Annotated in this window: 12 protein-coding genes; 6 read left to right on the top strand and 6 right to left on the bottom strand. The window is 71.1% G+C overall.

The genetic code is table 11. The features are described from left to right. Positions 1 to 21 precede the first annotated feature (21 nt). Complete coding sequence (locus ABZ642_RS02500) at positions 22 to 1,263, top strand: SAV2148 family HEPN domain-containing protein (RefSeq protein WP_360475808.1); 1,242 nt, start codon at positions 22 to 24, stop codon at positions 1,261 to 1,263. A 102-nt stretch (positions 1,264 to 1,365) separates the two neighbouring features. Beyond that, complete coding sequence (locus ABZ642_RS02495; protein ID WP_360475805.1) at positions 1,366 to 2,085, top strand: 3'-5' exonuclease; 720 nt, start codon at positions 1,366 to 1,368, stop codon at positions 2,083 to 2,085. 86 nt (positions 2,086 to 2,171) lie between these two features. On the opposite strand, the gene ABZ642_RS02490 is transcribed toward ABZ642_RS02495, so the two are convergent. Further along, a complete protein-coding gene (locus ABZ642_RS02490; protein WP_360475803.1) occupies positions 2,172 to 3,035 on the bottom strand; it encodes an aminoglycoside phosphotransferase family protein in 864 nt (287 codons plus the stop codon). Between the two features lie 195 nt (positions 3,036 to 3,230). Between ABZ642_RS02490 and ABZ642_RS02485 the strand changes: the two genes are divergently transcribed. From ABZ642_RS02485 to ABZ642_RS02475, 3 genes are read left to right on the top strand one after another with little or no spacing between them, the layout of a single operon-like run. Beyond that, positions 3,231 to 4,145, top strand: coding sequence for a sugar ABC transporter permease (locus ABZ642_RS02485; RefSeq protein ID WP_360476080.1), 915 nt, complete (start codon positions 3,231 to 3,233; stop codon positions 4,143 to 4,145). Further along, complete coding sequence (locus tag ABZ642_RS02480) at positions 4,142 to 4,975, top strand: carbohydrate ABC transporter permease (RefSeq protein WP_360475800.1); 834 nt, start codon at positions 4,142 to 4,144, stop codon at positions 4,973 to 4,975. Before ABZ642_RS02485 ends, ABZ642_RS02480 begins: the two co-directional genes overlap by 4 nt. Further along, complete coding sequence (locus ABZ642_RS02475; RefSeq protein ID WP_360475797.1) at positions 4,975 to 6,255, top strand: sugar ABC transporter substrate-binding protein; 1,281 nt, start codon at positions 4,975 to 4,977, stop codon at positions 6,253 to 6,255. The genes ABZ642_RS02480 and ABZ642_RS02475 overlap by 1 nt, the downstream gene beginning before the upstream one ends. A 79-nt stretch (positions 6,256 to 6,334) precedes the next feature. On the opposite strand, the gene ABZ642_RS02470 is transcribed toward ABZ642_RS02475, so the two are convergent. Beyond that, positions 6,335 to 8,584: an MMPL family transporter gene (locus ABZ642_RS02470; RefSeq protein WP_360475794.1), complete on the bottom strand. Its 2,250-nt coding sequence runs from the start codon at positions 8,582 to 8,584 to the stop codon at positions 6,335 to 6,337. A gap of 382 nt (positions 8,585 to 8,966) precedes the next feature. Between ABZ642_RS02470 and ABZ642_RS02465 the strand changes: the two genes are divergently transcribed. Then, entirely contained in the window at positions 8,967 to 9,518 is a 552-nt protein-coding gene (locus ABZ642_RS02465) for a DUF1697 domain-containing protein (RefSeq protein WP_360475791.1), read from the top strand. 433 nt (positions 9,519 to 9,951) lie between these two features. On the opposite strand, the gene ABZ642_RS02460 is transcribed toward ABZ642_RS02465, so the two are convergent. Genes ABZ642_RS02460 through ABZ642_RS02445 form a run of 4 tightly spaced genes read right to left on the bottom strand, consistent with a single transcriptional unit; the run spans position 9,952 to position 13,493 of the window. Beyond that, a complete protein-coding gene (locus tag ABZ642_RS02460) occupies positions 9,952 to 10,689 on the bottom strand; it encodes a sirohydrochlorin chelatase (RefSeq protein ID WP_360475788.1) in 738 nt (245 codons plus the stop codon). A gap of 8 nt (positions 10,690 to 10,697) precedes the next feature. Further along, the gene (locus ABZ642_RS02455) at positions 10,698 to 11,576 is read right to left on the bottom strand and encodes an ABC transporter permease (protein WP_360475785.1); all 879 of its coding nucleotides are present in this window, start codon (positions 11,574 to 11,576) and stop codon (positions 10,698 to 10,700) included. Next, positions 11,563 to 12,348, bottom strand: coding sequence for an ABC transporter ATP-binding protein (locus ABZ642_RS02450; RefSeq protein WP_360475782.1), 786 nt, complete (start codon positions 12,346 to 12,348; stop codon positions 11,563 to 11,565). Before ABZ642_RS02450 ends, ABZ642_RS02455 begins: the two co-directional genes overlap by 14 nt. A gap of 35 nt (positions 12,349 to 12,383) precedes the next feature. After that, positions 12,384 to 13,493 (bottom strand): aliphatic sulfonate ABC transporter substrate-binding protein, encoded by a 1,110-nt coding sequence (locus ABZ642_RS02445; protein ID WP_360475779.1) that lies wholly within the window; start codon positions 13,491 to 13,493, stop codon positions 12,384 to 12,386. Between the last annotated feature and the right edge of the window lie 107 nt (positions 13,494 to 13,600).

The raw sequence follows: 13,600 nt of genomic DNA, 5'->3' as shown, positions 1-13,600 counted from the left end.
GGAGCGGAAGGCGGTGCACGGGTGGGCTCGGGAGGCCTGGAGCTGCCCCCTGGTGACGAGGGTCACGAGGGGAACTCCACAGACGTCCCGCCCGGCGCGGTGTCCCTGGCCCGGCCGATGGACGCCTCGGGCTCCATCGGACCGGAGCTGGACTGGGACGCCGACGCCTGGCTGGAGGTGCGTACGCGCGCCCAGCGGGCCGGCCGTGCCTACATCTGGCTGAACCTGGTCGAGCAGCGGCTGCGTACGGTCGTGGCCGCCGTGCTGCGGCCCATCTACGAACCCGTCCACGGCGACGAGTGGGTGGTCGCCGCGGCCGGGCCCGCCGGTCAGGAGTGGGTCCAGCGGGCGGTCGCGGTCCGCGAAGTCAGCCGCCGCAAGGGCTACTTGCTGGACCCTGCCGACGACAACGTGATCAGCTTCCTGACGCTGCCGCAGCTGCGCGAGCTGATGGTGCAGCACTGGCCGTGCTTCGAGCCGTACTTCGACGAACGCCGGGACGTCGAACTCGCCCTCGACGAGCTGGAGGTGACCCGCAACGTCGTCTCCCGCAACCGGGCGCTCTCCGAGGCCGTCCTCAACCAGGCCGAACGGGCCTCCGCCCGGCTCCTGGAGATGCTTGGCGCGGGCGGTGACGTGCCCTCCGCGCGCCGGCTGCCGGTGGACGCGGTGGAGGACCTGGTCGGCGACCGCTACGCGGACGTCGTCGCCGTCCACCCCGACCGGGTCCGGCTGATGCGCCAGTTCCCGGCCGAGGACCTCTTCGGCGGCGCCCGCCGGCTGGACGCCATCGGCATCGGCCTCAACCTGCTCGTGCAGAACTTCTCCGGCCGCCGCCTGGTCCGGCTCGCCGAGACCGGCTGCCGGGTCCGGCTGCTCTTCCTCAACCCCGCCTCCAGCGCGATCAAGCGCCGCGAGCGCGAACTGGGGATGAAACGGGGCGAACTCTCCCGCTCGGTCGAGATGAACATCCTCCATATGCGCCGGGTCCGCTCCCGGCTGCGCGACCCGGGCGCCTTCGAGATCCAGGTCTACGACGACACCCCCCGCTTCTCCGCCTACCTGGTCGACGGCGACGGCGCCGACGGTGTCGCCATCGTCCAGTCCTACCTGCGCGGGGCGCGGGGCATGGAGTCGCCGGTGCTGGTCCTGCGCAACGGCGACAAGGTGGTCAAGTCGGACGACGTCCTGGAAGCGGGACTCTTCCCGACATACCGTGAGGAGTTCGAAATGGCGTGGGCGGATTCGCGCCCTGTGTCCTGAGGTGGGTGCGGCGGTAAGCGGAACGCGGTCCTCTGATTGTCAGTGGCGCATGCGAGGGTGGAGACCACTGGGGGAAAGCACCACCAAGAAGGGGGACCGCCCATGGGCTGGCACCAAGAGCTCCTGATCGGCTTCGATCTGGAGACGACGGGTACGGATCCGCGCGAGGCGCGCATCGTCACGGGCGCCGTGATCGAGGTCAGGGCCGGGCAGGAGCTGGGCCGCCGCGAATGGCTGGCGGATCCGGGCGTGGAGATCCCGGCCGACGCGGTGGCCGTGCACGGCATCAGCAACGAGCGGGCGGCGGCCGAGGGCCGCCCGGCCGACCAGGTCGCCGACGCCCTCGCGGACGTGCTCACCGGGTACTGGAAGACAGGCGTCCCGGTCGTCGCGTACAACGCCACCTTCGATCTCACCCTGCTCTCCGCGGAGCTGCGCCGGCACGGCCTGCCGTCCCTCTCCGACCGCCTCGGCGGCCTCGACCCCGCGCCGGTCATCGACCCGTACACCATCGACCGCTGGGTCGACCGCTACCGCCGTGGCAAGCGCAACCTCGAAGCGGTCTGCGCCGAGTACGGCATCACCCTCGCCGCCGCCCACAACGCGTCGGCCGACGCCCTGGCCGCGGCGCGCCTGGCCGGGGCCATAGCCGAGCGCCACCCGAAGATCGCGGCGCTGGGGCCGGCGGAGCTGCACCGGCGCCAGGTGGAGTGGTACGCGGAGTGGGCTGCGGACTTCCAGAACTTTCTGCGCCGCAAGGGAGAGGCCGACGCGGTGGTGGACGGGGCGTGGCCGCTGCGGGAGCTGGCCGACGCCGTCTGAGTGCCGGGCCGGCTACGTAGTTCGTTTGCCGAGGGCCGGTGGGGGCTGGGCGCGCAGTTCCCCGCGCCCCTGCGGGCCGCTGGTGCTCAGAAGGGATACCAGCGCACCGACTCGTCGCCCTCCCGTAGCGACGTCACCCGCCGCTCGAACTCTGCCAGCGCCTTCGGGTTGCTCGGCGCGTGTTGGGCGACCCACGCGCAGCTCGCCGTTTCCCGGGCCCCGCGCAGCACTCCGCACCCCTGCCACTCCCGCACATCCCACCCGTAGGCCCCGACGAACGAGTCGTAGGCCTCGGCCGGCAACCCGTACCGGTCCCGGGAGAGCGCCATCACCACCAGGTCGTGCTCGCGCAGGTCGGACGAGAAGGTCTCCAGGTCGACCAGTACCGGACCGTCCGGACCGACGTGCACATTGCGGGGCAGCGCGTCCCCATGGATCGGCCCCGGAGCCAGCCGCGGTGTCAGCGCGGCCGCGGCCGCCGCGAAGCCGTCCCGGCGCTCCCGCAGATAGGCCGCGTCCACGGGGTCGATCGCGTCGCCGGCGAGCCGCAGCCAGCGCTCCACACCGCCCAGCAGCTCGCGGGGCGGCAGCGCGAAGGGAGGAGCGGGCAGTGCGTGCACGATCCGCAGGAGTTCGGCCAGATCGCGCGGCTCGGCAGGCCGCACCGGATCCGCCAGCCGGTGCCACACCGTCACCGGGTGGCCGTCCACGAGCCGCGCCTTCGGCTCGGCGGCCCGCACGGCCGGGACGCCCGCCTCCGCCAGCCACCCGGCGATCTCCAGCTCACGCCGGGCCCGGTCGAGGAGTTCGGCGTCGCGGCCGACCTTCACCACCAGGTCGCCGGCGGCGAACACCGCGTTCTCGCCCAGGGCGAGGAGCGAGGCGTCAGCCACCGCACCGGGCAGCACACCCGTCGCGGCCAGTACGTCCCGCGCCCTTGCCTCGTCCATCGTCCGCCTCCGTGTCCGCTCCCGGTGCCCGCACCCGCGGCTGTGCGGGTGCACACGGCGCCGTCTTCCAGCCATCCGCCGGCCAGTCTCGCATCCGCGGAGGTCGCGGCATGTGCGCGGTGCCTTGACGGGACAACCTGCCTTCACGACCATGACCGGGTCCGACCGGGCCGCGCAAAGGGGGATGACGTGGCATTGGCGACGAACGTGGCCACCGTGCGGCGACCGGCCGCCGCACGCCTGACCGGCCACGGCGCCTGGTTCCTTGTTCTGCCGGCCCTGATCCCGATCCTCGTCCTGAGCGTCGGCCCGCTGCTCTACGGGATCCTGCTGGCCTTCACCGACGCCCAGTCCGGCCGGACCGCCGCCACCCGGTGGATCGGCGGCCTCAACTTCCAGGACCTCCTGCACGACACGCTCTTCTGGGAGTCGTTCCGGATCGGCCTGGTCTGGGCCGTCGGGGTGACCGTGCCCCAGTTCCTGCTCGCCCTCGGCCTGGCCCTCCTCCTCGACCAGGAGTTGCGGCTGCGCTGGCTGGCCCGCGCCCTGGCGATCGTGCCGTGGGCGATGCCCGAGGTCGTCGTCGGCATCATGTGGCGGCTGGTCTACAACCCGGACGCGGGGATCCTCAACGAGACCCTGCGCGACCTCGGCCTCGGCGACGGCCGGGACTGGCTGAGCGGCCTCGGCAGCGCCCTGCCCGCCGTGATCGTGGTCGGTGTCTGGGCGGGGCTGCCGCAGACCACGGTCGCCCTGCTCGCCGGCCTGCAGAACACCCCGCGCGAACTGCACGAGGCCGCGGCCGTGGACGGCGCCGGCGCCTGGCGCCGCTTCCGCACGGTCACCTGGCCCGCCCTCAGACCCGTCGCCCTGGCCGTCACCGCGCTCAACCTCATCTGGAACTTCAACTCCTTCGCCCTGGTCTACGTCCTGACCAACGGCGGCCCCGGCGGCAAGACCCGGCTGCCGATGCTGTTCGCCTACGAAGAGGCCTTCCGCTACGGCCAGTTCGGGTATGCGGCGGCGATGGGCTGTGTGATGGTCGCGGTGATCGCCGTGCTGCTGGCCGTCTTCCTGGCGGGCCGGCTGCGGGGAGGCGAGGACGCGTGAGGACCCGCACCGGCGCCCGCGTCGCCCAGTACGCGGCCCTGCTCGGCTACCTCGTCTTCCTGGCCTTCCCGCTGCTCTGGCTGCTCTCCACGGCCTTCAAGTCACCGACGGAACTGGGCAGTCTGCACCCCACCTGGATCCCCCGGCACCCGACCCTGGCCAACTTCCGGCAGGCCTTCGACGAACAGCCGCTGCTGCGCGCCGGCCTCAACTCCCTGCTGGTCGCGCTCGGCGCCGCGCTGATCGCCGTACTGCTCGCGACCCCGATGGCGTACGTCATGGCCCGGCGGCGCGGGGCGCTGTCCCGGGCGGCCACCGGATGGGTGGTGGTCAGCCAGGCCTTCCCCTTCGTGCTGGTGATCATCCCGCTGTTCCTGGTGCTGAAGCACCTGCGGCTGATCGACTCCCTGTCCGGGCTGGTGATGGTGTACGTGGTGTGGGCACTGCCGTTCGCGCTGTGGATGCTCGTCGGCTACGTGCGGGCGGTCCCCGTCGAACTGGAGGAGGCCGCGGCCGTGGACGGGGCCGGGCGGCTGCGGACACTGGTGTCGGTGACGGCACCGCTGCTGGCCCCCGGGGTCGTGGCGACCGGGCTGTTCGCCTTCGTCACCGCGTGGAACGAGTTCTTCTTCGCGTTGGTGCTGCTGAAGACACCGGAGAAGCAGACCCTGCCGGTCGTCCTCACCCACTTCATCGGCGCGGAGGGCGTGGCCGACCTGGGCCCCCTCGCCGCGGCGGCGTTCCTGGCCACGCTGCCCTCGCTGCTCGTCTTCGCGCTCGTCCAGCGGCGGATCACCGGCGGAATGCTCACCGGGGCGGTGAAGAGCTGATGCGGACCAGGGCCACCACGGCACTCGTCGTCCTGCTTCTCCTGCTCACCGGCTGCTCGGCCGGCGGGAAGGCGGACGGCGCTCCGATCACCCTCCGTTTCCAGTCCCTGGCCTGGCAGGAGGAGTCGGTCGCGGCCAACAAGGAGCTGGTGAAGGAGTGGAACGCCACTCACCCTGGCGTCAGGGTCGAGTACGTACAGGGCAGTTGGGACAGCGTCCACGACCAGCTGCTCACCTCCTTCGAGGGCGGTGAGGCCCCGGACATCATCCACGACGCCTCCGACGACCTCGCCGACTTCGCCTACGGCGGCTACCTCGCCGACCTGACCGACTTGCTGCCCGCCCGGCTCAAGTCCGGCATACCGCAGCGCAGTTGGCAGACGGCGACCTTCGGTGACGGTGTTTACGGCGTGCCGTTCCTGCAGGAGCCGCGGGTGCTGATCGCCAACAGCACCTGGCTCGCGAAGGCGGGGGTGCGGATACCGACGCCCGAACGACCTTGGAGCTGGCAGGAGTTCAGGCAGGTCACCAAGGAGCTCAGCGGTGACGGCAGGTACGGCGTCGCCTGGCCGCTCAAGGAGCCCGTCTCCGCCACCCTCAACCTCTCCCTGTCGGCGGGCGGACAGCTCTTCCACCGGGGCGCCGACGGCAAGGTGACCGTGCGCTTCGACGGAGCCGACCAGGTCGTGCCGCGCACCATTCACGACCAGGTCGGCATCGACCACAGCGCACCCGGCTCCACACTGGGCAGCGGCGGCTCGGACACCCTGCCGGGCTTCTTCGGCGGCAGGTACGCGATGGTCCCGCTCGGCTTCTCCTACCGTCAGCAGATCGTCCAGCAGGCGCCGAAGGGCTTCCACTGGGAGGTGCTGCCCGCCCCGGCCGGCGCCGACGGACTCGCCCAGGGCGTCAGCCCGCAGACGCTGTCCATAGCCGAGGACAGTCACCACAAGAGGGCGGCCGCCGAGTTCATCGACTTCCTGCTCCGGCCGAAGAACATGGTCCGGCTCGCCCTCGGCGACTGGATGCTGCCCACCGGCACCCAGGCCCTGCGGGACCCGGCCCTGCACACCGCCAGGTACGGCTGGGCCACCGGCACCGCCCTGGCCGGGCACCTCAGCCCGGCCCCCGCCCAGACGGTCCGCGGCTACCCGGAGTGGAAGGACAAGGTGGCCACCCCCGCCCTCCAGTCGTACTACAGCGGCGCCATCGGCCTCGACGAACTCCGCCACCGCCTGGAGCGGGACGGCAACCTGGTCCTGGCCCGCTACCAGCGCTGAGCACCCGTACGCACCGAACAGGGCCCGTCGGCTCCCCCGGAGACCAACGGACCCTGTGCCAGAGGGTGTTACCCGGAACTCAGACCGGCAGCCGGTCCTGCTCGCCCCGGGTCGCCGACGGCGCCACCGGCTCCGGCGACTCGTCGTGGGTCAGGTCCGGCAGCCAGTGCAGCCAGCGCGGCAGGTACCAGTTGCGCTCGCCGAGCAGGGCCATCACCGCCGGGAGCAGCACGCCCCGGATGACCGTCGCGTCGATGAGGACCGCGGCCGCCAGGCCCACGCCCATCTGCTTCATGGACTGCATGGACAGCGTGCCGAAGATCGCGAACACGGCGACCATGATGACGGCGGCGCTGGTGACGACCCCGGCCGTGGTGACCACCCCGTGCTGGATGGCGTCCCTGGTGGACCGGCCGCGCAGCCGGGCCTCGCGGATCCGGGAGACCACGAACACGTGGTAGTCCATCGACAGGCCGAACAGGATCACGAAGAGGAACAGCGGCAGCCAGCTGACGATCGCGCCGACGCCCTCGGCCCCCACCAGGGAGGCACCCCAGCCGTGCTGGAAGACGGCGACCAGGATGCCGTAGGCGGCGCCGACCGAGAGCAGGTTGAGCAGGATCGAGGTGATGGCGACCGTCAGCGAGCGGAACGACAGCAGCATCAGGAGGAAGGCGAAGACGACCACGAAGGCGAAGACCGGGACGACCGAGCCCATCAGCTGGTCGTTGAAGTCCTCGTTGCCCGCGACGTTCCCGGTCACCGGCGCCTGCACCCCGGCGACCTTGCCGAGCGTGGCGGGCCGTACCTGGTCGCGCAGCTTCTCCAGGCTCTTGCCGGCCCTGTCCATGTCGGAGCCGCCGACCAGCGGTACGGAGATCAGGGCGACGTTCTGGGCGTCGTGCAGCCTGATGTCGACCGGGCCGCGCGAGGCGCCCGAACTGATCGCCTGCTCCCGGAAGTCGGTCAGCGCCTGCTTGACCTCGGGGGCGTTGATGTCCTTCGCCCTGACGACCACCTCGGCCGGCTCGGAGCCGCCGGGGAAGGCCTGGTTGACCCGGTCGTAGGTCTGCACGATCGGCAGCGAGCCGCCGAACTCCTGGTCCAGGGTGAGCTGCGAGGTCTTCATCCCGAGGGCGGGTGCGGCGACCGCGAGCAGCGCGCCGACCGCGACGAGCACGGAGACCAGCGGCCTGGCGAGCACGCCCCGCAGCACGGCGCTCCAGAACCGGCTTTCGGAGGGGCCGTGGGCGCGCCCCCGGCGGCGCAGGAACGGGATCCGGCCCTTCTCGACCCGCTCGCCCAGCAGGGAGAGCAGCGCGGGCAGGACGGTGACCGAGCCGACCATGGCGACCGCGACGACCATCAGGGAGGCCAGGCCCATCGCCTCGAACTCGGCGAGGCCGGTGAACAGCATGCCCGCCATCGCCACGCAGACCGTGACGCCGGAGACGATGATGGCCCGGCCGCTGGTGGCGGCGGCGATCCGCAGCGCCGCGCCCGCGTCCCGGCCGGCCTCCCGCTCCTCGCGTTCCCGGCGCAGGTAGAACAGGCAGTAGTCGACGCCGACGGCCATGCCGACCAGCAGCATCACGGAGTTGGCGGTGTCACTCATCGGCTGCAGATGGCTGACCAGACCCATCAGGCCCATCGTCGCCATGATCGCGGTGATCGCCAGGCCGACCGGCAGCAGTGCGGCCACCAGCGCGCCGAAGGCGATCAGCAGGATGCCGAAGGCCACCGGCACGGCGGAGTACTCGGCCCGCTTGAAGTCCTTGCCGAAGGCGTCGCCGTACTGCTTGTCCATGCTGGCGCCGCCGATCTCCGCGATCCGCAGTGTGCCGTGCGCCTTCTGCACCCCGGCCACCGCGTCCAGCACCGGCTCGACCCGGTCCGCGGCGGTCTCCGCGTCGCCGCGCATGTCGAACTGGACCAGCGCGCTGCGGCCGTCCTTCGAGATGGTTCCGGTGGTGTACGGAGAGGTGATGTCCGTGGCCTTGCCGGTGCCGTCGACCGCCTTGACGACGGCCGCGACGGCGGACCTGAACCCGGCGTCCGTGGCCTTGACCGACGGGTCCTCGGACTGGATCAGGACCGTCTCGCCGGCCGGTTCCTTGATCCCCGCGTCGTCGATGATCTTCGCTGCGGTGTGGGTCTCGCCCTTGAGCTGGTCGCTCTCGTCGACATCGACCCGGCCGGCCGCCGAGCCGAGTCCCATCGCCAGGACGACGAACAGTACCCATATGCCGACGGCGGCCCAGCGGTGCCGGGCGCTCCAGCCGCCGGCCCGGGCGGCCAGGCCCCGCACCCGCGTGTCTCCGTTCCCCATGACGGGATTGCCCCCTCGTGTGCGGTGACGGCCCCGGCCGTCACGATTTCTTCACGACTTCCTTCGTTCGATTCGAAGGTATGGGCCGGACAAGACCGACTCCTCGTGCTGTCCGGTGAAGTGCGGCGGCCGGCTCTCATCGCCTGGGAGGATGTCGGGCCCTTACATCTATCGACCCATCTCGGGGGTGATGATCAGGGCTGTCCCTTCCGACGACGGGGATCCGCTTTGTGATTACAGAACCTTGTTGAACAAGTCACAGGTGCGTGTAGGAGTTGATCCGGAGCGGTCCGATCGGCCAGAGTTTCGGACAGTCCGGCATGCCCGGCACGGCCGTCGTGCCCACCCCCACGGGGCACGACGGCCGTTCTAAGGTGTTCGAATGACGATGTATGCGGCACTGCTGCGCGGGATCAACGTGGGCGGCCGGAAGAAGCTCCCGATGGCCGAACTGCGGGCGCTCATGACCGGCTTGGGGTACGAGTCCGTGCAGACCTACCTGCAGAGCGGGCAGGCCGCCTTCGCCGCCGCCCACGGGGACGCCGAATCGCTGGCCGCGGAGCTGGCCGGGGCGATCGAGGAGCGGTTCGGCTTCCGCGTCGACGTGCTCGTCCGCGACCACACCTACCTGAAGGCGATCGCCGAGGCCTGCCCGTTCCCGGCCGCCGAACTGGAGGGCAGACAGCTCCACGTCACCTACTTCTCCGCGCCGGTCGCGCCGGAGCGGTTCGCGGACCTGGACCCCGCCGCCCACCTCCCCGAGGAGTTCCGGCTGGGCGACCGCGCGCTGTACCTGTACGCCCCGGACGGCCTCGGCCGCTCAAAGCTGGCGGAGGCGCTGTCCCGGCCGCGGGTCAACAAGGGGCTGATCGCCACCACCCGCAACTGGAACACGGTCGTCAAGCTGGTGGAGCTCACCGCCCCGGAAGCGTGACCGCCCGCAGGCCGAGGAAGGGCGCCGGCGACACGATTTCGCGCGGTACGGCGACCCGCGGCGCCGCGGTCGGGCGGTGCAGCCCGTCGGGACCATCCCGCTGACGCTGAGTTCGTATACACCAGCGGCGAGACCCTCCGGGACGTCGAGCGCAACGGCCTGGGACGGTGGACGGGGCCGCGCCACCGGATCGTCGCCGCCGAGGGCACCACGATCGGCCGGTCAACTACCCAATGGGCGCAAGTTGTTGACGACTGAACCGATAAAGCCCTGGTGTGACACGTTCGCGGGCCGCGACGCTGAACTAAGAGCCGGCCATGACGGTGACGCTCGCGAGAGCACCGCCGTGGGCCGGCCGTTCGCGGTCCGACGTCACAGGGGAGCGCCGGACCGCGAACCCCGAGGGCACCCCTCGGACGGGACCCCGGACCGCTCAGGCCCCTACGGCCGCCAGGGCGGGGGTGCGGGCCGCGTCGTACCGCTCCAGCAGCACCCGCGCCACCTCGGGCGCCGGGCCGAGCACCTCGGCCAGCACGTCCGCCTCCGCGGCGCCCCGCGCGATCCGGTCGGGCAGGAAGCCGGGAGCGAGGACGTAGGGGGCGACCGCCACCCGGGCACAGCCGAGCTCCCGCAGCTCCCGTACCGCGTCCTCGGTGCGGGGGAGGGAAGCGGAGGCGAACGCGGGCCGCACGGCGCACCAACCGGTGTGCCGCCACTCCCGCGCGATTTCCGCGATCACCGCGATCGCCTCCGGGTCGCTGGACCCCGCCGAGGCCAGGACGACCCCGGTCGAGGGTTTGTCGGCGGGGGACAGCCCCGCCTCGCGCAGCCGCCGTTCGAGAGCCGCCAGGAGCAGCGGGGACGGCCCGAGCACCTCCGCCTGCCGGATCCGCAGCCGAGCCGGCGCGTCCCGCAGGACGGCCGGGATGTCCGCCTTCGCATGGAACGCGCGGGTGAGCAGCAGGGGGAGGGCCACGACATCGCGGACACCTTCCGCCGCCAGGGACTCCAGCACCCCGTGCACCGACGGGATGTTGAAGTCCAGGAAGCCGGTCTCCACGCGCAGCCCGGGCCGCAGCGACCGTACCCGCCGTACCAGGGCGTGCACGGTCGCCGCGTGCCGCGGATCGCGGCTGCCGTGGGCGATGACGACAAGGACCGGCTTGCTCATGGGCTACCTCAGCTCTTCACCAGCAGACCGCGGCTGCGCAGCACCCACCGCTCCAGCGGGCTGAAGATCAGCAGGTCGATCGCGATGCCGACGAACAGGATCAGGATGATGGCCTCGAACACCATGGCCATGTCGCTGGCGGTGCGCGCGTTCTCCAGCAGCTGGCCGAGGCCCACGCCGAGGTCCGGGAAGCTCGCGATGATCTCCGCCGCCATCAGCGAGCGCCAGGAGAACGCCCAGCCCTGCTTCAGGCCCGCCACATAGCCGGGCAGCGCCGCCGGCAGCACCACGTGCCAGATGCCCTTCACGCCGGTCGCGCCCATGGTGCGTCCGGCGCGCAGGAACAGCGGGGGCACCTGGTCGACACCGGAGACCAGACCGTTGGCGATGGAGGGGACCGCGCCGAGCAGGATCACCGCGTACATCATCGAGTTGTTCAGGCCCAGCCAGATCACGGCCGGCGGCACCCACGCCACCGACGGCAGCGACTGGAGGCCGGACAGGATCGGGCCGATGGCCGCGCGCACGAACTTCACCCGGGCCACCAGCAGACCCAGCGGGGTGCCGATGACCAGCGCGAAGAGGAAGCCGAGCAGGCCGCGGCTGACACTGGTCCAGATATAGCCGAGCAGGTCGCCCTTGAGCCAGGCGTCCTTGAACGTGTCGCCCACCGCGGCCGGCGAGGGCAGCTTGGACGGGTCGTCGACGACCGGGACGAGGAGCGTCCAGACCACGAGGACCACGGCGAGCGCGATGATCGGCGGCAGGATCTTGGCGGTGAAGGTCTGCCGGAAGGTCGGGCGGCCGGTCGTCGACGTCTCCAGTGCGTCGAGGCCCGCCTCGACACTTCCGCCGTCCTTGACCGGCGTCGTCTCAGTGCTGGCCATGACGGCGGATCTCCCCACGCAGTACATCGGTGATCTCAAGGGACAGTTCGGCCACGGGCGCGTCCTCGATGCGGCGCGGCTGCGGGATGCCGACCGTCCACTCGCGCGCTATCCGGCCCGGGCGGGACGACAGCAGGATCACCCGCTGGGCGAGCCGCACCGCCTCGCGCACGTTGTGCGTGACGAACAGGACGGAGACCCCGGTCTCCTCCCAGATACGCGTCAGCTCGTCGTGCAGCACGTCCCGGGTGATGGCGTCCAGGGCCGAGAACGGCTCGTCCATCAGCAGCAGGTTGCTCTCCTGGGCGAGGGCCCGGGCCAGCGCCGCACGCTGGCGCATACCGCCCGACAGTTCGTGGACGCGCTTGCCGTACGCGCCCTTCAGCCGGACCAGTTCGAGCAGCTGCTCGGCCTTGGCACGGCGGTCGTTCTTGGGAACCCCCCTGAGCTTCAGGGCGAGTTCGATGTTCTTGCCCGCGGTCAGCCACGGGAAGAGGGCGTGCTCCTGGAACATCAGGGCGGGCCGCCCGTCCGTCGCGATGGAGCCCGCGGTGGGCCGGTCAAGCCCCGCCACCAGGTTCAGCAGCGTGGACTTGCCGCACCCCGAGGCCCCCAGGAGGGTGACGAACTCACCCGGCGCGACATCGAGCGTGATGTCGTCCAGGACGAGCTGCTGTCCGCCGGGAGTCGCGAAGGACTTCGAGACGTGCTCAAGGCGTGCCGCGTACTCCACCGACTCGTCGGCCTTGGCGAGTGTCGTGGTCGTGGCCATGGTCGTCACCTCCTGGGAACGCGTCGGGACCGGTGTCAGCTGCTGCCGAGACCGGCGGCGTCGACCGTGCTCGCGCCCTCGGCCTTGAGGACCTTGTTGAGGATCGTCAGGTCGTAGATGTTCTTCAGCAGCGGGTCGGTGAGCAGACCGGCCTTGACGGCGTGCTCGGCCTCGGTGTTGAGCGTGGAGGCCAGCGGGTCGTCGGTGAACTGGATCGAGGACCAGGCGGAGTTCAGTACGTCGTCCGGCAGCGCCTTGCCGGAGTCGATCGCCAGCTGCTTGTTGGCCGAGGCCTTGGCCGCGTCCGGGTTGGCGTTGATCCACTTGTTGGTGTCGACCGAGCCCTTCAGCACGGCCTCGACGACCTTCGGGTGTGCCTTGAGGAACTTCTGCGACACGATGATGTTCGTGATCACGAACTTCTTGTCGGGCCACAGCGTGGACTCGTCGAGCAGCACCTTGCCGCCCTCGGCGACCAGCTTGGACGCGGTCGGCTCCGGCACCCAGGCGCCGTCGATGGAACCGGCCTTGAAGGCGTCCGGGGTGATCTTGTTGTCGGTGCGGACGACCGTGACGTCGCCCTTGCCGCTCTGCGCGTCGACCTTCCAGCCCTGGTCGGCGACCCAGTTGAGGAATGCCACGTCCTGCGTGTTGCCCAGCTGAGGCGTCGCGATCTTCTTGCCCTTGACGTCCTTCAGGGACTTGATCTTCTTCGGGTCGACGACCAGCTTCACGCCGCCCGACGCCGAACCGCCGATGATCTTCAGGTCGGTGCCGTTGGACTTGGTGTAGCCGTTGATCGCCGGCGAGGGGCCGATCCAGCCGATGTCGATGGAGCCCGAGTTGAGCGCCTCGATCTCCGAGGGGCCCGCGTTGAAGATCGCGTACTTGGCCTTGGTGGCGCCGAGCTCCTTCTGGAAGAAGCCCTTCTGGTTGCCCACCAGCGCGGTCCCGTGGGTCAGGTTGCCGAAGTAGCCGATCTTGACGGTGTCGAGGCCGTCGATCTTCTTGGCGCCGGCGGCGACCTTGGTGGTGTCGCTCTTGTCGGAGTCCGACCCGTACCCGCAGGCGGCGAGCGTGAGCAGGGGGAGTGCGGCGACCGCGGCTATGCCGCGGCGGAGGAGCGTTGAGCGGTTGGCAGGCACGGGAGGCTTTCCTCTCGTTGGCCCGGCGGTCACGGTCTCTCAGGTCGTGGCCGGGAGGTCGGCAGGTCTTCGTCGCATCCGGGACGTCGGGTGGGGGGCCGGGGCGC

It is taken from the genome of Streptomyces sp. NPDC007157, assembly GCF_040634235.1.
GTDB lineage: Bacteria > Actinomycetota > Actinomycetes > Streptomycetales > Streptomycetaceae > Streptomyces.
The sequence above is the reverse complement of the archived record's forward strand: the minus strand, read 5'-3'. Positions and strand labels throughout refer to the sequence as shown.

What these genes read in the sequence shown, in the direction of transcription:
- ABZ642_RS02495 (WP_360475805.1), top strand. Translation starts at nt 1,366, where the DNA reads ATGGGCTGGCACCAAGAGCTCCTGATCGGCTTCGATCTGGAGACGACG.
- ABZ642_RS02490 (WP_360475803.1), bottom strand. Translation starts at nt 3,035, where the DNA reads ATGGACGAGGCAAGGGCGCGGGACGTACTGGCCGCGACGGGTGTGCTG.
- ABZ642_RS02475 (WP_360475797.1), top strand. Translation starts at nt 4,975, where the DNA reads ATGCGGACCAGGGCCACCACGGCACTCGTCGTCCTGCTTCTCCTGCTC.
- ABZ642_RS02470 (WP_360475794.1), bottom strand. Translation starts at nt 8,584, where the DNA reads ATGGGGAACGGAGACACGCGGGTGCGGGGCCTGGCCGCCCGGGCCGGC.
- ABZ642_RS02465 (WP_360475791.1), top strand. Translation starts at nt 8,967, where the DNA reads ATGACGATGTATGCGGCACTGCTGCGCGGGATCAACGTGGGCGGCCGG.
- ABZ642_RS02460 (WP_360475788.1), bottom strand. Translation starts at nt 10,689, where the DNA reads ATGAGCAAGCCGGTCCTTGTCGTCATCGCCCACGGCAGCCGCGATCCG.
- ABZ642_RS02455 (WP_360475785.1), bottom strand. Translation starts at nt 11,576, where the DNA reads ATGGCCAGCACTGAGACGACGCCGGTCAAGGACGGCGGAAGTGTCGAG.
- ABZ642_RS02450 (WP_360475782.1), bottom strand. Translation starts at nt 12,348, where the DNA reads ATGGCCACGACCACGACACTCGCCAAGGCCGACGAGTCGGTGGAGTAC.